The organism is Fodinibius sp. GM108 (assembly GCF_058386985.1).
In genome coordinates, this window is sequence record NZ_JBYEIR010000002.1 from 344,210 (window position 1) to 364,318 (window position 20,109).

Consider the following 20,109-nt stretch of genomic DNA (forward strand, 5'->3'; position numbering starts at 1 on the left):
CATTAATCCTGCAAATCCCGGTTCAGACAGCTTACTTCAAAGCTGGTCGAAACTCACTCTTCCACATTCAGATGTCGATCAAAAAAGTCAGCGGCAGCCCGGAACGTGCGCAACCAGTTTTCATGTCGTAAAAAGCCATGTACTTCATCGGGAAATACCAATACCTCTGTAGGAACGGATTGCTCGCGCAGTCTTTGAACGAGGTCGGTAGTCTGGGAAAACAGTACATTCCGATCATCATCGCCGTGCACAAAGAGAACCGGTGAGCTCCAGGTATCGATATATGCTTCGGGAGATGACTGGTAGGCAAGATCGAGTTCCTCTTCAGTGATACCCCAGCCTCCGCCTTCGGTGAAGTCGGTAGCTCGGTAGGCCCAGTCGTGTACACCGTGCAGATCCACACCGGCTTTAAAGAGGTCGGAATCCCGTGCAAGTCCCATGGCTGTAAGTAAGCCTCCGTACGAGCCGCCCCAAAGTCCGAGCCGCAGTGGATCTACTTCTGGCAGTTGCTGCAGGAATTTAGCTCCGGCCAAAATATCTTGGTATTCGCTGTCACCGCGCGGACCCTGATTGGGTGCCCGGCGAAAATCCCTGCCGTAACCGATGCCTGCGCGGAAGTTGACCGAAAGTACAACATAGCCTTTACTGGCAAGATATTGATTAAAGGCGTAAGAGTTAGCATAGTAACCGCTGTAGTGCCATCCAAGCAGCATCTGTCGTATGGGGCCGCCATGCATAAATATGACCGCCGGATGTTCATTCTCTCCGCGGAAATTGACAGGTCTGAACAGCTGCCCGTGAACGGTAACTCCGTCGGCAGCTTCAAATATTACTTGCTCTGGTGTAACCAGCTGATCTTTGGGAAAGGAACTTTCCATATTGGGAGCTAGTCTGGTGACTTCACTATTGCTATCATCGGAGAGATCCAGAGAAGCTACACCTTGTGGTGTTTGGGCACCGGCATGAAGAAAAAAGAGATGGTTGCCGGATCCGACCGGATGGGGATAGGTTTCTATGCTTTCCCCGGAAGTAATCTGCCGGAGATTATTTCCGTCAACACTGTTGCTCCAAATATGTCTCCGATCTATATCATTACGGTTCGTGCTAAAGTATAGTGTTTGTCCGTCCTTGGAGAGTTCGCTATGCTCCGCTTCCGACTCACCCGGAGTAAGATCAACGAGTCCGTTCCCATCCGATTCTATACTGTATATATGCATCCAGTCTTCATGTTCAGAATAAAAAAGGATGCGGTCGTCGGCGGCCCAGCGCAGGGGATGTGATGGGTAGTACTGAGCAAAACCTCCGTCATCGGAGGGAGAGCTCCAGATCGTTTCGGCACTGCCGCTTTCTACGTCAGCTACGCGAATGGAAAACTCCCATCCGCCGGTAAGATTATAGAGTTCATCCTTTTTTGCACCGGGGACCCTAATGTATGCCAGCCGTTCGCCGTCGGGTGACCATACCGGGTTCATGTCTCTGTCCACGCCCGGTGCTATCCATTGGATGCGTTCTTCATCAATATAATAGACGCCGATAAAGCTGTGTCCGCCCCGGTTACTGGAAAATGCGATTTTGGTCCCATCCGGTGACCATGCGACAGAACCATTGCTGCCGCGTATATCAATAAGCTGCTTTGCTTCCCCCAGTGAATCAGACGGAGTTTCGGGAAGACTAATGAGATGAAGCGATCCACGGTTGAACAGCAGGGATTCACCATCGGGTGAAAGCACCGGATTGGCGCCGCCGGAAATCTTTAGAGGCTCACCTTCTCCATCAGTGCCGATCATCCAGATACTTTGTTTGCCTCCTTCGGGATCGCTGGTGGGGTTGGGATGTTCACCCGCTTGATTTCGTGATCCCCCTCTGACGTAAATCAACCTAGAGCCGTCGGAGGTAAGCGTAAGTGAAGATAAGGGCAAGCCGTCATCCTCATCATAATCTGTAAGCTTGATCGGGGTATAATCCGGGGCAGCGGCTGTCCAGATATTTCGAACTCCTTCATCATTCATTACCCAGGCTATGCGGTCTGCGTCGTCGGCAGAAATCAGCTCCGAAGGGTAGGGTGAACTCAGTACCTGCTCGAGTGTATAAGATTGAGCAAGTACTGCAAAAGGCAGCAGAATAATAAGTACACCTGCGAAAATGTATTTTCGGAGATTAACCATAGCCAGGATTAGTTGGTTACATAGAATTTACTCTAATTTATACCTTATTCAGCAGATTTGACCGGATTTCCGTCAACAATTACACCCGTAATATGTGTCGTATACTCCAGCGGATCGCCGTCAAAAAGAACGAGATCAGCGTCTTTGCCCTCGGCCAGTGATCCAACACGATCTGAAATGCCGAGCAGTTCTGCCGGTTTTAGCGTAAGTGCCTCTAAAGCTGTTACTCTGTCCAGCCCGTAAGCTGCAGCAATCGCTGCTTCGTAAAGAATGATGCGCGTCTTGGGCACATAACCTTCAAAGCCACTTTGGAAGGCGAACGGGATACCTTCTTCGGCAAGTTTTGCGGCTGTTGTAAAGCTGGCACTTTCTGAAGCTCCGTACGTACGAATCATCGTTGGATGGATGATGACCGGAACGCCTGCTTTTTTAATCTCATCAATCAGTAAATATGCTTCTGAGGCGCCATCCAGAATCATATTAAAACCAAACTCATCCTGCAGGCGCAGCGCCGACATAATATCCTGGGATCGATGAGCCGTTATCATAGCAATAAGTTCTCCCTCTAGGATATCCGCCAGCGTTTCCATTTCGAGATTTTTTGACGGGGGATTATCAGACTGCCTTTTCTCGAGGTAGTCCTGTGCATCGATAAATTTTTGACGAAGCATAGCTACACCTTTAGCACGGGTTCCCGGCTTGTCGAAGTAGCGGCTAACGGTGGGACCAAGCGTAAAGGAAACGGTGGTAGCAGAATCGACTAAGGCCTCTTCGACCGTGTTGTACGGCGTTTTGGCGATCATCGTCTGTCCGCTTGCCAGCGCACCCGGACCGTGGCCGGTATGTGTAGTGGTAACACCTTTATCAAGAACGAACTTTACAAGTTCTTCACGGGCGTTATAAGCATCGATGGCACGAAGATGAGGCTGAATGGCGTCGGAGGTCTCCAGCTGATCTTGGTCACTGTCTTGGTTGTAGATGCCCGCCAAACCAACCACGCTGTGAGCATCAACAAGTCCGGGAGTAACGACAGATGCCTGCCGGGTCTCATAGTTCGAAGGGATATCAATTTCCGAAGCCGGACCGACTGCTTCAATTTTGTTATCGTTGATCAGAACCACGCCATTCTCAATTTTAGCGTCTTCCATAGTGTAGAGGGTATCTGCTTCTACCGCTATTTGGGCATTGGCGGTGATACTGACCCCTAATAAAAGTGCAAGTGCTAATAGTGCAATTCGATTTTTCATAGTGTTCATAGTTTTAAAATTCTTCAATTTCATGAGCGACAACTGCAATTATTTACTTCCGTGGTGATGAATATGTGTCGCCCCGTCAAAAACTTTATACCCGCCGGTAGCATATTTACGATCTTCGGGATTTGAAAGATCAAATCTCTTTTTACCTTCTACCCATGTTTGTTGCACGCGGGTATAAACGCTGAGCGGATCACCGGAAAGGATGATAAAGTCGGCATCTTTTCCTTCTTCAAGTGTCCCCACACGATCCTGCAGATCCATCATCTTTGCATTTTCAATCGTTAAGGCTTTGAGAGCTCCTTCTTCACTCATACCAGCTCGTACTCCAAAAGCACCGGATCGTAAAAACAGGCGCGTATCGGTGATCGATGCATCCGTGTGATATCCGACAGTAACGCCGGCTTCTTCAAGTGCAGCTCCATTTTCATATTTAATATCAGTTGCCTCGAGTTTGCCTCCGGGCGAATCCAGGACTATGATAGAGGCAGGAACATCAGCTTCGGCAATTTCGTCAGCCACTTTCCACGCTTCGCTGACATGATGCAGTACCAGTCGATAGTCAAATTCTTCGGCCAGTCGTATGGCTGTTAATATATCATTATGGCGGTGTGTATGATTGTGTACAATACGTTCACCGTTAAGTACCTCTACAAGAGCTTCCATCCCGATATCGCGTTTCGGCATTTTTTCCGGGTCGCCGTCAGCTTTTTCAATTTTTTCTTTGTATTCCTGGGCTTGTAAAAAGAGATCACGAACCATTGAGGCCGACTTGGCTCGTGTGCCGGGGAACGGACCACCATTACCAATGGGATTAGTACCGTTCGCCATTTTAAGTCCGCCGGCGATTTCATTTCGCGGATCATCCACAAACAGCATCTCTTCAATTTTATCGGCGTCGCGTAATTTCAGATAGGCCGTTTGCCCACTCATCAGATGTCCGGAGCCGGGCATCACATTCACTGTGGTAACACCGCCGGCCAGTGCCTTTTTGAAGGTGTCACTTTTCGGATCAATGCTGTCTATGATCCGGGCATCGGGATGCATTGCCGATGAGCGATCTCCACCGTCTCCACCGCCTATATGAGAATGAGTATCAACAAGTCCGGGCATGATAACTTGTCCGGAAACATCATGTTCTTTGGCATTACCGGGAATATTGACTTCTCCCGCTTCACCGAGAGCAGTTATTTTTCCATCTTCCACAACCAGCACGCCATTTTCTATGGGCTCGCCACTGATCGGAATTATCTTAGCATTAACGAATGCATTAGGTTGTGCCTGTGCCATCAAAATGGCGGGAAATAGAAAAAAGATCAGAAAACTGAGAGAGAACAGTTTTTTCATAATGGTGTCTACGTTTTTTCGTAATTTTTGCAGTGAATTGGAACTTGATTATGCTAATAAGCCATTAGGTTGGCAAATGGAATGGATTTCTATTTTCAAGCTTTTACATATAAAAGAATTCTGTTGTAGCTTCCAAAAAATTCAGAGATGGCTTATAAATTTCCCCAGATGGTAGATACTAGTGACGGCAAAGCAAGGAGAGTTGGACTTGAACTGGAGTTTGCCGGAATTGAAATAGAAAAAGCAGCTGAGATTATCCAATCCCTGTTCAAGGGACACCTTCAAAAGGAGAATCGCTATCACTACGAAATTTTAGATACTGAACTGGGAGACTTTAGAGTTGAGCTTGATGCGCGGATTTTGCGCAAGATGGCAAGCGAGGATCTATTCAGTAAATGGGGAATGGAGCTTGATGAAGAGACGTTTCGAAAGCCGCTTGAAGATGTGGTGGATAAACTGGCAAAAAGGGTAGTGCCACTGGAAGTTGTAATGCCGCCGGTTCCGATGCAAAAACTTCATCGACTAGAACGTTTGAGAGACAAGCTACAGAAAAACAAGGCGGAGGGGACACATGCATCGCTGGTGCATGCTTTTGGGATGCATATTAATGTAGAATCTCCCGATTTGCGGATATCAACGCTGCTTCGCTATTTGCGTTCGTTTATGATACTGTATCCCTGGCTTTTGCAGGTTCTCGAAATTGCTTTTTCGCGGCGGTTGTCTCCGTTTGTTGATCCTTTTCCAAATAAATATGTTCATAAAGTTTTGGATCCAGCTTATGATCCCGATCAGGAGCAGTTTATTGGGGACTATCTTGAATTTAATCCCACCAGAAACCGCCCGTTGGATATGATGCCGATATTTGCCCTGATGAATGAAAAGCTGTTGCAGCCTGTGATGGAAGGTAAGAAGAATGAGCCACGGCCTGCATTTCATTATCGATTACCGAACAGTAGCATAGATAACCCGGAATGGCGATTTGAGGATGAATGGAATCACTGGCTTGAAATAGAAAAATTGGCCCATGATGAAGAAATGTTGAACAAGCTGAGCCGGTTATATATAACTCGAAAAGAGGAAACAGTTTTGGCTTTTCGCAAGGAATGGGCAACTACAGTAACCATACTTCTTGACCTGGATGAGTAGTAAACGACCAAATATAGGTGTTACGGGTCCGAATGAGGGGGGACGTGCTGCCTGGTGGTTTACAAAGTTTGCTATATTTATCCAGGGAGGACGTGCTATACATATTCGCCCCAAAGATGGCATTCCGAAAGAAGATATTCACGGCCTTATCATTGGTGGTGGGGCCGACATTAATCCCAGCTATTATGGAAGCAGTGATGAAATGAAAGAGCTGTTTTCGGAAGATGAAGAGATTACGGGAATACGTAAGTTCCTTATCCGCTTGGCAACACTTTTCTTTTTTCCGATTATTTATCTTATCCGAAAACTGTTTTCAACGACTCATTATGGAATCGACAAAGAGCGAGATGATCTCGAATTTAATATTCTGAGTCAGGCGCTGAATAAGAAAATTCCGGTTTTAGGAATATGCCGGGGAGCACAGCTGATTAATATTCATTTTGGCGGGACATTGCACAGAGATATCAGCACATTTTATACTGAGCAACCGCAGGTGAATAGTGTATGGCCGAAGAAGAAGGTACAGCTGGCCGAAGGGAGTATTCTCCACAAGGTTTTGAGATATCGACATGTGTGGGTAAATGCTCTGCATAACCAGGCAGTTGATGATTTAGGCGATGAGCTGGAGATTGTAGCAAAGGAGAAATCGGGTGTAGTGCAGGCTATCGAACACAAAAGTCGCGATTTTGTGTTGGGTGTCCAGTGGCATCCCGAGTATATGCCGCAAATTCCACCGCAGCGCCGCCTTTTTAATTCACTTGTGAAGCGGGCAAAGGAGAAGATGGTTGGCGGGGATTAGGATCAGGTTACGGATGCAGGTTTTATATGTTTAGTAGTTGTTGCCTGTACAGTTCGTTGATATCCAACTATCATGGTAATCCTGTAATCCAGAAAATCTGGGTTCTTTGAAACTGCTTCAAATGTGTCCACAGATTCCACCTGAAGGAAAATCATCAGGATAAGAAGTAAAAGAAGCTCACTTTAAGCGAGCTTTATAAAAATTCTTAGCCCACTGATTTATCCGTGGGAGGTAGATGCAATTCAATATCTATCAATAGCACGGGAATTAATTCCCGCGCCAGTGACAGGTGAAGTCTTGAGATTTACGTATCCACTTCGTAATCCACGAAATGTCGCTCTTCAATAACAGAATTGATAAAACTGACTGCTTTTTTGTGATGATCATTTCGTGTATACATGGTATAATCGAGTTCCGTTTCAAAGTCAGAAATCAAAACAACATCATAGGGTGAGCCAGCCTCTTCGTCATCATCGGTAATATTTATCCCGACTTCTACATTTTTAATTTCATCAATCTTCACCTTCAGCCCCTCCAGGATCAATTTCATTTTTTCGGCATTCTTATCCTTGGTGGCACCTTCGGCTTCATCTTTAAGTTTCCACATAACTACGTGACGAATCATATATTTTCTCCTATTATTCTGTTGTTACGAATTCTACTTTGGTGTATGGATTTCGAGAGATTAAGCTAATAATGAGCCTTATCGGGCTCGGTTGGCGTATTTGAGGTCTGCTTTGTCTATCTCGACATCCGCAATACTGCGAATATCATCATGATATACTTTCGCTCCCCAAAGATGATCTTTGGCCTTCGAAGAGTTTTGATCTTTATACCAATGGTAGGTAGCAATAAACCCCTTTGCAACCCCTAGAGAATCAGCACTATTTAAGTTGTTGTCAGGTCCGGAGGGCAGGGGAACAGAAAGGGAACTTCCGGCATAGATAAGGTCGGGATCTTCCAATGAATCATTAGTACCGTAAATCCATGGCCAGAGCCGGGGATTCCCATATTTTTCCTCAGCCAGGCTCCACAAAGTTTGTCCCTGTGCAATTTCAACACCTTCAGACTTACTCTCCGAAGAAACAGTTGCGGAGGATTCAGATGTGGTTGACGAGCTGGAACTCTGATTTTGTGTTTGTTGCTGATCCTGACCGGACTGTTGTTCATTACTAGACTGCTCATCACCGGCTTGCAATTGTTCATCAGCTGCTGTAGATACATTATCAGAAGATGACACTGTTTCCTCTGCAATCATCTCAGGCTGATTTTCCTCAGAAGTTGTACTGAAATACCAAAGCCCACCTGCTGTTAACAATAAGATAGCAACAGCGGCTATTGTGAGCAGTGAAGAGGAACTTTTCTTTGCACTCTTTTTATTTTGATCAAAATCAGAGGGGGGCGTTTTTTCTTTTTCCTTATCATCTTCATCAAGGGAATCCAAAAGATCTTCGGAATCATTAATAAGTTCTTCTGCCTGGAAGATCGTTTCTTCTATAAGCTCATTTTCATCTTTATGTTCCTCTTGCTGATCTTCTTTCTCTTCAACAGACTCGGCTTTTGTATCATCGGATTGATCAGGTTCTTCAAAAAAATCTTCTAGCCCTTCGTTACTCCCTTCGTCTTTATCAGGCTTAAATTCTACAATATCTTCATCCTCAACTTCTTCATCTTGAGTCGACTCATCTATATTTTCAGAAATAGTTTCATCTTCTGTTTCCGAAGTAGGCGGACCCGTAGGAATAAAATCGCTCTGTTCGCTGCTGGCCGGATCGGTAGAACCTTCTTCGGTAAGATTTTGATCTTCGTCTTCCACTTCTTGTAACAGTTTAGGCTCCAGATGGGCATAGGGGGCGTTGACCCGTTCACGGACACCTTTGTAAGGTTTAAAAACGATTTTGTTGTGAGCAGGAATCGTTATTTTCTCTTCCGTTTGCGGATTGTATCCTTCCCGTTCATCCACACGTTTCAGATTAAACTTTCCGAATCCCGCAATATTTACTTTCCCGTCCTCCTCGAGTCCATCGTTAATAACCTCGACTAAGTTTTTGACAAAATCCTGTGTTGATTGCTTTGATTTATCTGTTTCCTCGGCAATCGACTCGATGAGTTCTTTAAATGTTATTTTTTCACTCATGGTTCTACTCCACTTGTTTTAATCCTTCTTTTAATCCTTTACTGGGATTAAATTCCACAACCCTTTTGGGCGGCAATTTCATATACTGCTCATAGTGAGGATTATATGACTCTCTTTCCTCCCGAACTTTTGTTTTAAATGTTCCCAAACTGGGGATGGTAAAGGTGTTACCCGAAGCCAGATTATTATTAAAGGTATCAATGACTGTGTCTAACAGCCGCCGTGTCTCGGCCTGAGTCATACCCCGATTTTCAGCCAGTATTTTTACTAATTCACTTGTGTTCATCATTAAATTCTCTGAATTCGCAAGTAAAATCGTCTATACTCTTAATTAAGAAAAAAAATTTTAAAAACTAAGTACATATTTTGCCTTATAGCTTAGAATACTTATAAATAGGTGATTTTTGTTCATAAACTTGATGAATAGGCTTCTACACCGGTATTTTATGAACGAATTTTGTGCAGATAAACTTTAGGTAGAACCAATCAATATAGCAGAAACCAAAACTGAATATTATTTATGAGTCAACCACTAAATGTAACGGAGAAATTAATTAAAAGTCATCTGGTTGAAGGGGAGATGGAACCGGGCACCGAGATTGGCCTCAAAATTGACCAGACACTTACACAGGATGCCACCGGTACTATGGTGATGCTGGAGTTGGAGGCAATGGAGCTGGATGAGGCCCAAACCGAACTTTCTTGCCAGTATGTGGATCACAACCTGATTCAGACCGACTACAAGAATCCGGATGATCACGTATTTCTAAAATCTGCCGCTGAACGATTTGGCATGTGGTACAGCCGACCGGGTAACGGAGTAAGCCATCCTATTGAAACCGAACGTTTTGCTATCCCCGGAAAAACGCTTGCCGGATCTGACAGTCATACTCCCGCTTCGGGATGTATGGGCATGCTTGCCATCGGTTCTGGTGGTTTGGATGTGGCTTTTGCCATCGCCGGTGAACCCTTGTATATCAAAATGCCGAAAGTATTGGGCGTAGAAGTGAAAGGAGAACTGCCCGATTGGGTCAGTGCCAAAGATGTGGTGCTCGAGATGTTACGCCGTTATGATGTGGACGGAGCTACCGGGTATGTTATTGAGTATTTTGGCGAAGGATTAAAGAATCTTTCCACAATGGATCGTCACGTTATTGCGAACATGGGAACCGAAATGGGTGCAACAAGCACGGTCTTTCCGGCCGACGGTGAGGTTCGACGCTTTATGGAATCCCAGGAGCGGGGCGATGAATATGTAGAGCTATTGGCCGATGAAGGCGCAGAGTATGACAAGTATGAAGAATTAATTCTGGACGAAGTAGAGCCGCTTATTGCTCTGCCCAGCAGTCCGGGTAATGTAGTGCCTATTAGCGAAGTCGAAGGCGAAGATATCTATCAGTCCTATGTTGGTTCTTCTGCTAACCCGGGCTATCGCGATTTCTGGGTTGCATCTGAAATTGTGAAGGATAAAACGGTGAATGATAATGTATCGTTTGATATTAATCCGACATCGCGACAGATCATAGAAAACATGGTCAAAAACAACGTAATGTTTAATCTGGTACAATCAGGTGCGCGTATTCACCAGGCTGGTTGTAATGGTTGTATTGGGATGGGGCAGGCGCCTGCATCCGGACAGAACAGCTTGCGCACAGTACCGCGTAACTTCCCCGACCGTTCGGGAACGCCGGAAGATTCAGTCTTTCTGGTAAGTCCGGAGACAGCTGCTGCTTCGGCGTTGACGGGTAAGATTACCGATCCGCGTGACCTCGAGGATCTGTATAATATGGAGTATCCGAAGTACGAACATCCTGCCAAGCTGGTTATTAATACCGAAATGCTCACAAAGCCGAAGCCAAAAGAAGAGCGTGGCGAAATCAAGAAGGGGCCCAACATTTCCACAATGCCTGACTTTGATGAGCTGAAGGACTTTGAAGTTCCGGTCTTGTTGAAGATGGGAGATGATATATCGACAGACGAAATTCTGCGTGCCGGGGCCGAAGTGCTGCCTTTTCGTAGTAATATTCCTGAGATTAGTAAGTTTACGCTCGACGTGGTGGATAAGAATTTCCACGACCGGGCAATGAAGGCACGAGAAGAGCACGGCGGACACGTAGTGATTGCCGGTGAAAACTATGCGCAGGGCTCAAGTCGTGAACATGCCGCTATTGCACCTCGTTATCTGGGACAGCGGGCCGTAATAGCGAAAAGTTATGCCCGCATCGGCTGGCAAAACCTCGTCAACTTTGGGATTCCGCCTCTGGAGTTCGTAAATGATGAGGATTACGAGGATATCGATCAGGGTGATACGCTGGCAGTCAACGATATCCGAAGTGCTATTGAAAATGGCAATGAAGTCGTCATTCATAATAAAACGAAAGGCAACAAATACACGGTAAAACACAGCTTTAGTGACCGACAGAAAGAAGCTGTGCTCCACGGTGGCGTAATCAATCGCTTCAAGGCGAAGAAGAAAGCTGCTGCCAGCTGACATGTAAGCTTTTTAATAAGTATAGATAAAGCCGGAATTCAGTTTGAGCTGGATTTCGGCTTTTTTGATTTTAAACGAGGACATTAAAGAAAGAATAGCAGGATATTCTTTTGTTACTTTTGGTGAATAATAACTGGTGCAAGTTTGTAACTTGTACCAGTTATTTGGCACAAGTCGCCGACTTGCGCCAGTAGAGGGCATAATTCAGAAAATTCTTTCCTTGTCAAGGGGAGATGTAAGAGGGGTTCTCTGATGACCGAATTCTGCGAGTAGATTATGTTAACAACCACCCCGTACGCCCCTCCTTTGTAAGGAGGGGATTAGATTGATTGGTAATCCGTTACTCATTCTGTTCTTTGAAAAAAATATTTAAACAAACTAGATAAGCGTCATTCCGACTATTCTTTGCTTTTTCATCTATCGGCTGGCAAGTTCAGCCAACCCAACCGATGGAGATGGAGGCCATGATAGATTTTTCTTTCGACTGGTGTCTGGATGGGATGACGTTGAGAAAGTATGAATCAAACCATAAAATGCATCTGATTGCTAGTACAGATGGCAAAATATTTATTAGACGGCACGAGCGGAGGCTCGCATCAAAGGATGTGAGACTTGCTATGTCCCAAATACTTGGCAAATCTTTAGATACAATGATATCGATAGGATTCAGATATTCATTTTCGAGTCATTTCCTCTTTCCGCATCTTCCTGTTTATAAACACCGGAAGATTTTCGTCGTAACTGAATTTCAGCTTTTGTTTTAGCTTCCTTTTTAGTTCGGGTTCCCCCAGACCTTCAAAAGTAACAATGATCTGATTTTTCTGTGGCATCTTTGATACGGACAGCACTTTTGCTTTGCCCTTTCCGGTTGTTTGATGTTTTCTACAGTTGAAGGGCCCCTCATAATCAATAATTATCGATGACAACGCTTCTGGTTCTTCCTCAAAAAAATCTTCAGATACAATACACACGCCGATCCAATTATTTACTCCAGGTTGTATATGAGCCTGTCCGTGGACGACGTTGCCGTTAATACTTGCAATAGGTAATGACGTTTCCATAATGCATATACTTTGAATTATAAAAAAAGAGCCTGTAATCTCATCTCTGTGTAAGAAAACCCTTCTTGCATTCTGCTAGAAAATCAGGATTTGCCGATAGAGCTAGAGAGCTTATTGAGTAGTCGAAGGGATCTCGACAAGGGATCTGCTTTCGTCCTGATCGATTACTGTGAAGATATTACACAAATCGGCTCTGTATAGAAATAGAATAATCTTGGAGTCTGGTGTAGCGTTGTCTAGCACAGACTTGTACCTATTATTCAACCCTCACTGGCTCTACTCTTGTCCGAAACAAGTAATTTTCTGTTTGTATGTTATGGACTAGGTTTTCGAAAACCTCCGAACAATAAAGAGATGACAAACAGAACTATAAAGATATAAAATAAAATTTTTGCAATATCAGCGGCGCCTTCTGCAATGCCACCGAATCCGAAAATGGCTGCAATTATGGCAATAATTAAAAATGTTACGGCCCATCTAAGCATATATTCTCCTTTTTAATGGTTTGTTATTTTGAGTATTCAGATTTATTTCTTTTACATATTCATATTCTCATCCGAAGGAGATAACTGCCCGCGGATTTCTCCTTTTTGATATTCTTCAGAATGAACATTGATATAGAGACTATCTGATTTAAGTGCCGAAATGAATTCTTCATCTACTTGATGTGTTTCATCCCAGTTTCCGGATAATCCATCGTCTCCGAGCTCGGGATCTAACGGTACGACAGGGTCTCCATTTTCCTGCTCGCTTCCCATGTGGATATGAGAAGCAACATATTCTCCTCTTAAGCCGGAAAATCCTCCCTGTACTCGTATACTGTCTGCCTGCAGTGTAACAGTGACATTACCAGTTGCTTTAGTCTCTACCTCCGGCACTTGATTGGCTCCTTCCAGAGATGCTTCAAATACTTCTTCCTTTTGATCCTGCTGTTGAGTCGTATCTTGGGTATTATCCCTGACTGTAGCCTCAGGCTCTTCACCTAAATCCTCAGTATTTACGTCATCAGTTTGTGTGTCACTTTCTCCGCAGCTAATCAACAGGCCCATCCCCACAATGATTAGAATCATTGTTACAGATGAGACCCATCTTGTTTTTTTACTCCTCATATTATCTCGTTGATCAATAGTTTTTTAGTGAAGTTATACTTGCGTCCGTGGCTTATATTCATATCCATAATAGTCATATACCGAGTGTATATAGTCATCATCGGCTTCCATGGGCCAGTTATCTTTATCAAAGCCAGGTGCCTTCTCAAGAGTTTCTTTATCTATATCCAGTTTAATAAGATTTTTGTCTTTATTGCTGAAAACCAGCGCTTCCATAGGAATAGCGAAATAATCGTCACCGAGGCCCATAAATCCGCCGAATGAAAGAACTGAATACAATACACGACCTGTCTCGGTATCGACCATTAAATCCTGAATTTTTCCAATATTTTCTCCCTGCAAATTTTGAACTTTTGTTCCTGTAAGATTAGTTGCCCTTATTGCATGAGGTTTCATAGTAAAATAATCTAGTTTATTGATACTTTTTATTTTCTATCACCAACTTTCCGATAAACCTACCCAAAGGAAATAGTGATTTGTGTGATCTTTCTGTGGTTTCTTTTACTACCACCAGTACCAAACCGGCTCCATCGGGGCTGGAGTCATCGTCCGGTGGATATAAAAGGCAGAGTTTTTACCATCCGTCCGACCGCAGAACCAGCGTTCGGACGGAGTGCATATCAAAGTCATTAGAACTGCTACAGAATTTATGCAAATTGAGCTATAGCGAAACCATCGGCAAGTGAATATATTATTTCCATTGCATCCAAAGGAGATGAAATACCATCAAAAAATGAATAACTATGGATAAAGAGAAGCTGAAAGAAGAGGAACTCCCAAAGCAAGATCAGTCGCTGCCCGGTGAAGAATCAAAGATGGAACCCGAGCCGGAAATTATCAGAGACGATTATAAAGGCAGTGACAAATTGAAAGATAAGGTTGCTTTAATAACAGGTGGAGATTCCGGCATCGGGCGTTCTGTTGCTGTACATTTTGCCCGTGAAGGTGCAAAAATGGCAATTGTGTATCTCGAAGAGAGTGAAGATGCGCAAAAGACAAAAGAGATGATTGAGGCAGAGGGTACAGAGTGTTTGATTTTACAAGGTGATATTCGTGATCGTGATTTTTGTGAAGAATGTATACAAAAGGTTATAGATGAATTTGGAGGGTTGAACATTCTGGTGAATAATGCCGCTGAACAACATATAAGAGAGGGAATCAATGAGCTGGATCTGGATATAGCCGAACGAACTTTTCAGACGAATGTAGTGTCGATGTTCTACTTGACCAAGCTTGCAGCCAAACATTTTAAGAAAGGAGATTCCATCATCAATACCACCAGTGTTGTTGCCTACCAAGGACGTCCGTATCTGATTGACTACGGGGCAACGAAAGGAGCCATTGTTGGATTTACCCGTTCTCTGAATGAAGACTTAGCTCCCAAAGGAATTCGAGTGAATGCCGTTGCGCCGGGACCTATCTGGACGCCTCTTATTCCGGCATCTTTCGATGAGGAGCACGTTGCTAATTTCGGTAAATCAACGAATCTGGGCCGGCCGGGGCAGCCCTCCGAGGTAGGGCCGGCTTATGTATTTTTAGCTTCTAAGGATGCATCCTATATATCCGGGCAGGTGATACATGTTAATGGCGGTGAGGCTGTAAGTAGCTAACATTTATTTATTCAACAGTATTTACTAACTGTTCCAGCTTATCAATACTGTCGTCCAGAGTTTTTGCCTTTTGACGAAAATACTCCCAGATATCATCTTTCTGTGATAATCGCCGAAATATATTTTTAATGTGATAGGTCTTAGATGTTAATCCCTCTTTATCGAGCTCTTCCCAGTTCAGCGGAGTAGCAATAGACGCTTCTTCCAGCGCTCGAACAGAATAGGGTGGAATAGAGGTTTGCCCATAGGCATTGCGCAAATAGTCGATAAAGAGCCGCTCCTTTCGCTGTTCTTTACGCGTTGCTACGGTATAATTTTCTGGGTCTTGATCTGCTAAGTATTGGCTCACGCCCTTTGCAAAAGCACGGATTTCATCAAAAGGTTTTTCAGGACGAATCGGGCAAATTACATGCAATCCCTCTGAGCCGGTAGTCATGACAAATGCATTTAAACCCAGGTCATCCTCTAATATTTTCCGCAGTTCTTTTGCGCCATTCAGAACCAGTTCAAAATTTCCTTTCGGTGGTGGATCGAGATCAAAAACCAGTTTGTTCGGCTTGTCCAGATCCGAAGCTGTACTCAGCCAGGGATGTAGACTAAGTGTACCCTGATTCACCAAATAGATCAGCGTTTTTTTATTATTACAGACAACCTGTCTGATAAAGCCGCCTTCTTTTTTCTCCACATCAACCGACTCGATCCACTCGGGAAAGTGATCGGCTACTTCTTTCTGATAAAATCCATCACCTTGGATGCCATCGGGAAACCGGCTCAAGGTAAGTGGCCGGTCTTCCAAAAAGGGCAGAAGGTAATCAGCTACTTTATCATAATATTTAACCAGGTCGTTTTTGGTGATATTTTTTTCTGGGAAATAGATCTTATCCCCGTTCGTAATCTCTATCTTGTAAGTACCGTACTGCATGGTTAGATCTAAAGGGTTAAAATATAAAACCGTTCAGAGTAGTTGATAGGAAATAATATGTATTTATCAGCGCCCTGATTGTCATCGCGAAATCCCGATTATCGGGAATGAGGAATCTCAAATGCATAACATGGAATCAACCTTAACATAATAAAGTCTGTATCAACGCTTACGGCCGCCTCGGGATGACACCCTGAAAGGGCCAGCTAAACGCGGTTATGTAGTATGGAGAATCGACGGGCGAAGATAAATAGTGATAAATGTGGTTTGAGTGTGGCTTTTTTTGTTACAGTTTCCCATCGGGCGGCTGGGTTTGCCGTCCGGTGGATATGGAAAGGCAGAGTTTGAAAAGTAAAATGAAAGTGCAGTGGCTCTTTTCATCCGCCCGACCGCGAAATCAGCGTGGGGACAGATGTGAGGGAGATTAGTATATCTGTTTTAATTTGTCCGGATCAATGCTCTGTTTGGATTCTTTTATAAACGAGTCGGGATCAATGTTCAAGTAATTGAATGTGAACTTTTTTGATATTAGTGTTCCACTTCGTGCACCGGTATAATCGGGATATGAAGAAAAAGGCCAGTCGTTCATTTTTGCTACTAAATTTGCCCGAAGAGGATTTTGATGGATGTAATGTAGGCAGGTTAAAGCATAATTGAGGGAATCAATTGGAACGGCTTTTGTCTTTTGTTGAAACAGAGATCCGGTTCGTTTATAGCGTATATTAATAGCCTGCGTGTAGGAGCTAAGCAGAGTACTAATTTGCTGATTCAGGGGATGTTCTCCAGGTTTTTTTACTGGTCCATCATTAATATATAATAACCAGTGAAAATGGTTTGGCATCAGGCAATAGGCTAAAATCTTGCTTTCGGACAGTAAATGATTACGCATTTTCTTTAAAAAGAAGAGATAATTTTCAGATGTGAAAAATATAGGCTCACTGTTATTACCGCGATTGTATACGTGATAACATTGCTGAGGATAAAATAGCATGCATAGAAAATAATTGAGGGTTTTTTTAAGTAAGATCGTTTTAAAAGCAATGCCTTACAGATTTATTGGCACAACCCATCGGGCGGCTGGGTTTGCCGTCCGGTGGATTGGAAAGGCAGAGTTTGAAAAGTAAAATGAAAGTGCAGTGGCTCTTTTCATCCGCCCGACCGCGAAATCAGCGTTCGGACGGAGTTTGAGTGAAGATCAGTTAATATGCTCATCCTCAAAAATGATGTAGTAAACAAGTCCAATGCCACCAAGAGCAGCCAGAAGAAAAAAGATGATAGCCAATCCCGGGTAACCAAAGATGGTGAAATCAGTGGGGACGCTCATGAGCATGGCCGCACCGATAATCATGGCAGCTACAATGAGGCCCAGCGTAATACGATTAGCTACTTTTTGGAACCCGTCGGTCAGTCGCTTTTCGTCAATGGCATCAATTTTCAGGCTATACTCGTTCTTGGCCAGCTTTTCGCTGATGCGATTGATACGTTCAGGCAGATGTTTGACCAGTGATTTAACTTCCAGTACGCTGGATATAAAGTTTTCAGGCTTAAGCTCCTCCTTTGCTTTGTCTTGCATCAGGTTCCATATGTGCTTTCGAATAGCTCGGCGGACATCAAAATCGGGAGCCAGCGTGCTTATAATCTGATCCAGATTCAGTAGTATTTTTCCCAGGATATTTAATTCAGTGGGAATATCGATTCCATTTTGGGCCGCAGACTTATTTATCTGGATAAGCAATCGCCCCGTTTTCATCTCTTCGGCAGTGGCACTTTTGTTTTCCATCACCAAATTATTTACGGTTTCTCGAAATTTGGACAGGTTGTGATTTTTCTTTAGTTCTCCCATCTCAATTAAAATGTCGGCCACATTTTCGCCATCGTCTCGGCTAAGGGTAGTCATCAGTTTAAGCAGATAATCCTGATTCGAAGGCGAAATTTTCGCCACCATACCCAGATCCAGCATCGAAATTTTATAATCTTTGGTCAGATGTATATTGCCGGGATGAGGATCGGCATGGACAAAACCGTCAATCATGATCTGCTTCAGATATGCTTCAATCAATTCATCTGCCAGTTCGGTAGCGTCAATTTCAATCTGCTTGACGGGAGACAGGGATATTACTTTTTCTCCTTCTACAAATTCCATAGTGAGAACGCGGGATGTAGAATAATCCGTAATCGGTAGTGGAATTACCAGGTGTTTAAACGAACGAAGGTTATGATGAAGACGAGACAGATTTTGTGCCTCCTTTTTGTAATCCAGCTCGTTTGTCAACATTCTTTGCAGATCTTCAATCAGTTCGTCAATAGCATATTGCTGTCCGGTCTTTGTGTGTTCTACGGCCCAGTCAGCGATCTCGCTTAAGGTATTAAGATCATTCATAAACTGATCCCGAATGCCCGGCCGTTGTACTTTTACTGCCACTTCTTTGCCCGACCGCAGAGTTGCTTGATGTACCTGTCCGATTGAGGCACTGGCTAATGGATCTTCTTTAAAATCGGCAAAGGCAGTGGAGATGCTGGTATCAATTTCGGATTCAACAATCTGCTTCACTTCTTCATAAGAAATGGGTTCGGCTTTATCCTGAAGGTCAGACAATGCATTGAGGTAGCGATCCGGCAGAAAGTCGGGACGGGTAGATAGCAGTTGGCCCAACTTTATATAGGTAGGTCCCATATTTTCCAGGTCAGCTACCAGCTCTTCCGGAGATTGATCATACCACCCATCCTCACGATCTATCTCAGTGCCGGTACCCATGGCTGTAGATGCAGTCTCTTCAAAAAGATTACTGTTCCAATACTTGATGATAAAACTCAGCAGCTTGCGGTATTGATTTATTTTTTCGGATGACTTAGCCATAAAAAAGAAGTGAGAGGGTTCTTGTTATGCGATTTCAATTTCTCGATTTCTTTTTCATTATCTCTCTTCTGTACCTGATCAGGAACCTTTTTACTTTTTGAGAAGCGAAAAAAAAGCCCCGGTTGTAATAAGTACAAAACCGGGGCTTCCTCCCTCTCTCTTAGATCTGGTGGTTAAATTCTTGGTGTGATAAATATATGAAGTTTCGGTGAATGGATATCAATTATAGTTTTTTAATGAGGCTTATTACTTCCTCTTTTGACTTTCCCAGCTTCTGCTGAATTCGGCTGAGTAGCTGATCTTCATGTCCCTTTTTATGGGTTAAATCTTCATCAGAAAGAGAAGCATAACGCTTCTTAAGAATCTCTTTTTTCTGGCTCCATGGTTTTGGTTCTCTAGTTTTATTCATAAGTACTCCATTCTTTTTTATGGAGGTCAGAAAAATACCATAATCCCCAGTGAGGGGCTGGATATTTCTCCTTGAAAACCTCTCTCTATTACCTTTCAAATTCTACGCAGAAGGGTGCGGGTTTCTTCTTCGGATGTACCCAGTCGCTGCTGGATACGATTAACCAGCTCGTCTTCTTCTCCTACCACATAGTTAAGATCTTCATCTGTCAACTCTTCATGACGTTGTTTGAGTTTGTCCTTTTTTTCCTTCCATTTCTGTTTATCAAGATTTATATCCTTCATAGCAGACTTTTTCTGTCTTAACTTCCTGATTTACATATTGGCAGGATATTTTTCAACAAAATCAAACATAACGAATGATTTTTTGAGCGATCTCCTTCGGTACATCCAGCCGCTGTTGAATGCGTCCAATGAGTTCTTCTTCTTTACCTTCGGTATATTCCAGATCATCATCCGTTAAGTCAGCAAATTTTTGCTTTAACTTGCCTCTTTTCTCATTCCAGTTACCGTCAATATTTAATTGTTCCATAGTGCAGTTTAATTGGTTTTCTGTATTTAGTATTTAATTAGTGTGTTTTGAATCGTTGGCCGTTTCTGATAAAATCTGTTGAACTCTATTCTTTATCTTTTCAACGAAATCTTTTAGCTCCATGTCAGGAGTTTGTTCAATCACATGAACATCTTCATCAATGAACTCTTTTTGAGAATTTGAATGCGGCATAAAAATTTTTTTAGATTTATTTTAGTGTTTCCGGCTTTCGGTCTGATTGTAGTGGCACAGCTCTAAGATTATTGGTTCAA

Annotated in this window: 21 protein-coding genes; 4 read left to right on the top strand and 17 right to left on the bottom strand. The window is 43.6% G+C overall.

All coding sequences use genetic code 11. From position 1 onward, the window contains the following. Nucleotides 1–53: 53 nt before the first annotated feature. From ACT3ID_RS04775 to ACT3ID_RS04785, 3 genes are read right to left on the bottom strand one after another with little or no spacing between them, the layout of a single operon-like run. Entirely contained in the window at nucleotides 54–2,165 is a 2,112-nt protein-coding gene (locus ACT3ID_RS04775) for a S9 family peptidase (protein ID WP_491540847.1), read from the bottom strand. Nucleotides 2,166–2,209: 44 nt separating this feature from the next. Continuing rightward, on the bottom strand, nucleotides 2,210–3,412 hold the full coding sequence (locus tag ACT3ID_RS04780; RefSeq protein WP_491540848.1) for an amidohydrolase family protein: 1,203 nt from the start codon (nucleotides 3,410–3,412) through the stop codon (nucleotides 2,210–2,212). A gap of 48 nt (nucleotides 3,413–3,460) precedes the next feature. After that, nucleotides 3,461–4,765, bottom strand: coding sequence for an amidohydrolase family protein (locus tag ACT3ID_RS04785; RefSeq protein ID WP_491540849.1), 1,305 nt, complete (start codon nucleotides 4,763–4,765; stop codon nucleotides 3,461–3,463). A 147-nt stretch (nucleotides 4,766–4,912) separates the two neighbouring features. Here ACT3ID_RS04785 and ACT3ID_RS04790 point away from each other — a divergent pair, with 147 nt between their 5' ends. Together ACT3ID_RS04790 and ACT3ID_RS04795 are read left to right on the top strand one after the other, a co-directional pair. After that, the gene (locus ACT3ID_RS04790; protein WP_491540850.1) at nucleotides 4,913–5,911 is read left to right on the top strand and encodes an amidoligase family protein; all 999 of its coding nucleotides are present in this window, start codon (nucleotides 4,913–4,915) and stop codon (nucleotides 5,909–5,911) included. Then, the gene (locus ACT3ID_RS04795; RefSeq protein WP_491540851.1) at nucleotides 5,904–6,710 is read left to right on the top strand and encodes a gamma-glutamyl-gamma-aminobutyrate hydrolase family protein; all 807 of its coding nucleotides are present in this window, start codon (nucleotides 5,904–5,906) and stop codon (nucleotides 6,708–6,710) included. The genes ACT3ID_RS04790 and ACT3ID_RS04795 overlap by 8 nt, the downstream gene beginning before the upstream one ends. A 304-nt stretch (nucleotides 6,711–7,014) precedes the next feature. Here ACT3ID_RS04795 and ACT3ID_RS04800 read toward each other — a convergent pair whose 3' ends face one another. The 3 genes from ACT3ID_RS04800 to ACT3ID_RS04810 all read right to left on the bottom strand — a co-directional run bounded on the left by ACT3ID_RS04800 (nucleotide 7,015) and on the right by ACT3ID_RS04810 (nucleotide 9,136). Beyond that, nucleotides 7,015–7,335 (bottom strand): Dabb family protein, encoded by a 321-nt coding sequence (locus ACT3ID_RS04800; RefSeq protein WP_491540852.1) that lies wholly within the window; start codon nucleotides 7,333–7,335, stop codon nucleotides 7,015–7,017. 78 nt (nucleotides 7,336–7,413) lie between these two features. Then, complete coding sequence (locus ACT3ID_RS04805) at nucleotides 7,414–8,847, bottom strand: HU family DNA-binding protein (RefSeq protein WP_491540853.1); 1,434 nt, start codon at nucleotides 8,845–8,847, stop codon at nucleotides 7,414–7,416. Nucleotides 8,848–8,851: 4 nt separating this feature from the next. Next, nucleotides 8,852–9,136, bottom strand: coding sequence for an HU family DNA-binding protein (locus ACT3ID_RS04810; protein WP_491540854.1), 285 nt, complete (start codon nucleotides 9,134–9,136; stop codon nucleotides 8,852–8,854). Between the two features lie 231 nt (nucleotides 9,137–9,367). On the opposite strand from ACT3ID_RS04810, the gene ACT3ID_RS04815 reads away from it, so the two are divergent. Next, a complete protein-coding gene (locus ACT3ID_RS04815) occupies nucleotides 9,368–11,338 on the top strand; it encodes an aconitate hydratase (RefSeq protein WP_491540855.1) in 1,971 nt (656 codons plus the stop codon). 674 nt (nucleotides 11,339–12,012) lie between these two features. Here ACT3ID_RS04815 and ACT3ID_RS04820 read toward each other — a convergent pair. From ACT3ID_RS04820 to ACT3ID_RS04835, 4 genes are all read right to left on the bottom strand, one after another. Then, nucleotides 12,013–12,399: a hypothetical protein gene (locus ACT3ID_RS04820; protein ID WP_491540856.1), complete on the bottom strand. Its 387-nt coding sequence runs from the start codon at nucleotides 12,397–12,399 to the stop codon at nucleotides 12,013–12,015. Nucleotides 12,400–12,713: 314 nt separating this feature from the next. Next, nucleotides 12,714–12,884 carry a DUF1328 domain-containing protein gene (locus ACT3ID_RS04825; protein ID WP_491540857.1) on the bottom strand — a complete coding sequence of 57 codons (171 nt, stop codon included), beginning with the start codon at nucleotides 12,882–12,884 and terminating at the stop codon, nucleotides 12,714–12,716. Nucleotides 12,885–12,935: 51 nt separating this feature from the next. Continuing rightward, complete coding sequence (locus ACT3ID_RS04830) at nucleotides 12,936–13,508, bottom strand: CHRD domain-containing protein (RefSeq protein ID WP_491540858.1); 573 nt, start codon at nucleotides 13,506–13,508, stop codon at nucleotides 12,936–12,938. 33 nt (nucleotides 13,509–13,541) lie between these two features. Then, nucleotides 13,542–13,904 (bottom strand): PRC-barrel domain-containing protein, encoded by a 363-nt coding sequence (locus tag ACT3ID_RS04835; RefSeq protein WP_491540859.1) that lies wholly within the window; start codon nucleotides 13,902–13,904, stop codon nucleotides 13,542–13,544. A 347-nt stretch (nucleotides 13,905–14,251) separates the two neighbouring features. On the opposite strand from ACT3ID_RS04835, the gene ACT3ID_RS04840 reads away from it, so the two are divergent. Continuing rightward, a complete protein-coding gene (locus ACT3ID_RS04840; protein WP_491540860.1) occupies nucleotides 14,252–15,118 on the top strand; it encodes an SDR family oxidoreductase in 867 nt (288 codons plus the stop codon). Nucleotides 15,119–15,125: 7 nt separating this feature from the next. On the opposite strand, the gene ligD is transcribed toward ACT3ID_RS04840, so the two are convergent. From ligD to ACT3ID_RS04875, 7 genes are all read right to left on the bottom strand, one after another. Next, complete coding sequence (gene ligD, locus ACT3ID_RS04845) at nucleotides 15,126–16,040, bottom strand: non-homologous end-joining DNA ligase (protein WP_491540861.1); 915 nt, start codon at nucleotides 16,038–16,040, stop codon at nucleotides 15,126–15,128. 424 nt (nucleotides 16,041–16,464) lie between these two features. After that, nucleotides 16,465–16,881, bottom strand: a complete 417-nt coding sequence (locus ACT3ID_RS04850; protein WP_491540862.1) for a transposase — start codon at nucleotides 16,879–16,881, stop codon at nucleotides 16,465–16,467. Between the two features lie 354 nt (nucleotides 16,882–17,235). Then, on the bottom strand, nucleotides 17,236–18,897 hold the full coding sequence (locus ACT3ID_RS04855) for an ABC1 kinase family protein (RefSeq protein WP_491540863.1): 1,662 nt from the start codon (nucleotides 18,895–18,897) through the stop codon (nucleotides 17,236–17,238). A gap of 223 nt (nucleotides 18,898–19,120) precedes the next feature. Continuing rightward, complete coding sequence (locus tag ACT3ID_RS04860; RefSeq protein ID WP_491540864.1) at nucleotides 19,121–19,306, bottom strand: CsbD family protein; 186 nt, start codon at nucleotides 19,304–19,306, stop codon at nucleotides 19,121–19,123. A gap of 95 nt (nucleotides 19,307–19,401) precedes the next feature. After that, complete coding sequence (locus ACT3ID_RS04865; protein WP_491540865.1) at nucleotides 19,402–19,590, bottom strand: CsbD family protein; 189 nt, start codon at nucleotides 19,588–19,590, stop codon at nucleotides 19,402–19,404. 61 nt (nucleotides 19,591–19,651) lie between these two features. Next, on the bottom strand, nucleotides 19,652–19,837 hold the full coding sequence (locus ACT3ID_RS04870; protein ID WP_491540866.1) for a CsbD family protein: 186 nt from the start codon (nucleotides 19,835–19,837) through the stop codon (nucleotides 19,652–19,654). A gap of 33 nt (nucleotides 19,838–19,870) precedes the next feature. Further along, on the bottom strand, nucleotides 19,871–20,029 hold the full coding sequence (locus ACT3ID_RS04875) for a hypothetical protein (protein ID WP_491540867.1): 159 nt from the start codon (nucleotides 20,027–20,029) through the stop codon (nucleotides 19,871–19,873). Between the last annotated feature and the right edge of the window lie 80 nt (nucleotides 20,030–20,109).

What these genes read in the sequence shown, in the direction of transcription:
- ACT3ID_RS04840 (WP_491540860.1), top strand. Translation starts at nt 14,252, where the DNA reads ATGGATAAAGAGAAGCTGAAAGAAGAGGAACTCCCAAAGCAAGATCAG.
- ACT3ID_RS04785 (WP_491540849.1), bottom strand. Translation starts at nt 4,765, where the DNA reads ATGAAAAAACTGTTCTCTCTCAGTTTTCTGATCTTTTTTCTATTTCCC.
- ACT3ID_RS04825 (WP_491540857.1), bottom strand. Translation starts at nt 12,884, where the DNA reads ATGCTTAGATGGGCCGTAACATTTTTAATTATTGCCATAATTGCAGCC.
- ACT3ID_RS04790 (WP_491540850.1), top strand. Translation starts at nt 4,913, where the DNA reads ATGGCTTATAAATTTCCCCAGATGGTAGATACTAGTGACGGCAAAGCA.
- ACT3ID_RS04830 (WP_491540858.1), bottom strand. Translation starts at nt 13,508, where the DNA reads ATGAGGAGTAAAAAAACAAGATGGGTCTCATCTGTAACAATGATTCTA.
- ligD (WP_491540861.1), bottom strand. Translation starts at nt 16,040, where the DNA reads ATGCAGTACGGTACTTACAAGATAGAGATTACGAACGGGGATAAGATC.
- ACT3ID_RS04875 (WP_491540867.1), bottom strand. Translation starts at nt 20,029, where the DNA reads ATGCCGCATTCAAATTCTCAAAAAGAGTTCATTGATGAAGATGTTCAT.
- ACT3ID_RS04800 (WP_491540852.1), bottom strand. Translation starts at nt 7,335, where the DNA reads ATGATTCGTCACGTAGTTATGTGGAAACTTAAAGATGAAGCCGAAGGT.
- ACT3ID_RS04795 (WP_491540851.1), top strand. Translation starts at nt 5,904, where the DNA reads ATGAGTAGTAAACGACCAAATATAGGTGTTACGGGTCCGAATGAGGGG.
- ACT3ID_RS04820 (WP_491540856.1), bottom strand. Translation starts at nt 12,399, where the DNA reads ATGGAAACGTCATTACCTATTGCAAGTATTAACGGCAACGTCGTCCAC.
- ACT3ID_RS04780 (WP_491540848.1), bottom strand. Translation starts at nt 3,412, where the DNA reads ATGAAAAATCGAATTGCACTATTAGCACTTGCACTTTTATTAGGGGTC.
- ACT3ID_RS04835 (WP_491540859.1), bottom strand. Translation starts at nt 13,904, where the DNA reads ATGAAACCTCATGCAATAAGGGCAACTAATCTTACAGGAACAAAAGTT.
- ACT3ID_RS04855 (WP_491540863.1), bottom strand. Translation starts at nt 18,897, where the DNA reads ATGGCTAAGTCATCCGAAAAAATAAATCAATACCGCAAGCTGCTGAGT.
- ACT3ID_RS04805 (WP_491540853.1), bottom strand. Translation starts at nt 8,847, where the DNA reads ATGAGTGAAAAAATAACATTTAAAGAACTCATCGAGTCGATTGCCGAG.
- ACT3ID_RS04815 (WP_491540855.1), top strand. Translation starts at nt 9,368, where the DNA reads ATGAGTCAACCACTAAATGTAACGGAGAAATTAATTAAAAGTCATCTG.
- ACT3ID_RS04870 (WP_491540866.1), bottom strand. Translation starts at nt 19,837, where the DNA reads ATGGAACAATTAAATATTGACGGTAACTGGAATGAGAAAAGAGGCAAG.
- ACT3ID_RS04775 (WP_491540847.1), bottom strand. Translation starts at nt 2,165, where the DNA reads ATGGTTAATCTCCGAAAATACATTTTCGCAGGTGTACTTATTATTCTG.
- ACT3ID_RS04850 (WP_491540862.1), bottom strand. Translation starts at nt 16,881, where the DNA reads ATGCCAAACCATTTTCACTGGTTATTATATATTAATGATGGACCAGTA.
- ACT3ID_RS04865 (WP_491540865.1), bottom strand. Translation starts at nt 19,590, where the DNA reads ATGAAGGATATAAATCTTGATAAACAGAAATGGAAGGAAAAAAAGGAC.
- ACT3ID_RS04860 (WP_491540864.1), bottom strand. Translation starts at nt 19,306, where the DNA reads ATGAATAAAACTAGAGAACCAAAACCATGGAGCCAGAAAAAAGAGATT.
- ACT3ID_RS04810 (WP_491540854.1), bottom strand. Translation starts at nt 9,136, where the DNA reads ATGATGAACACAAGTGAATTAGTAAAAATACTGGCTGAAAATCGGGGT.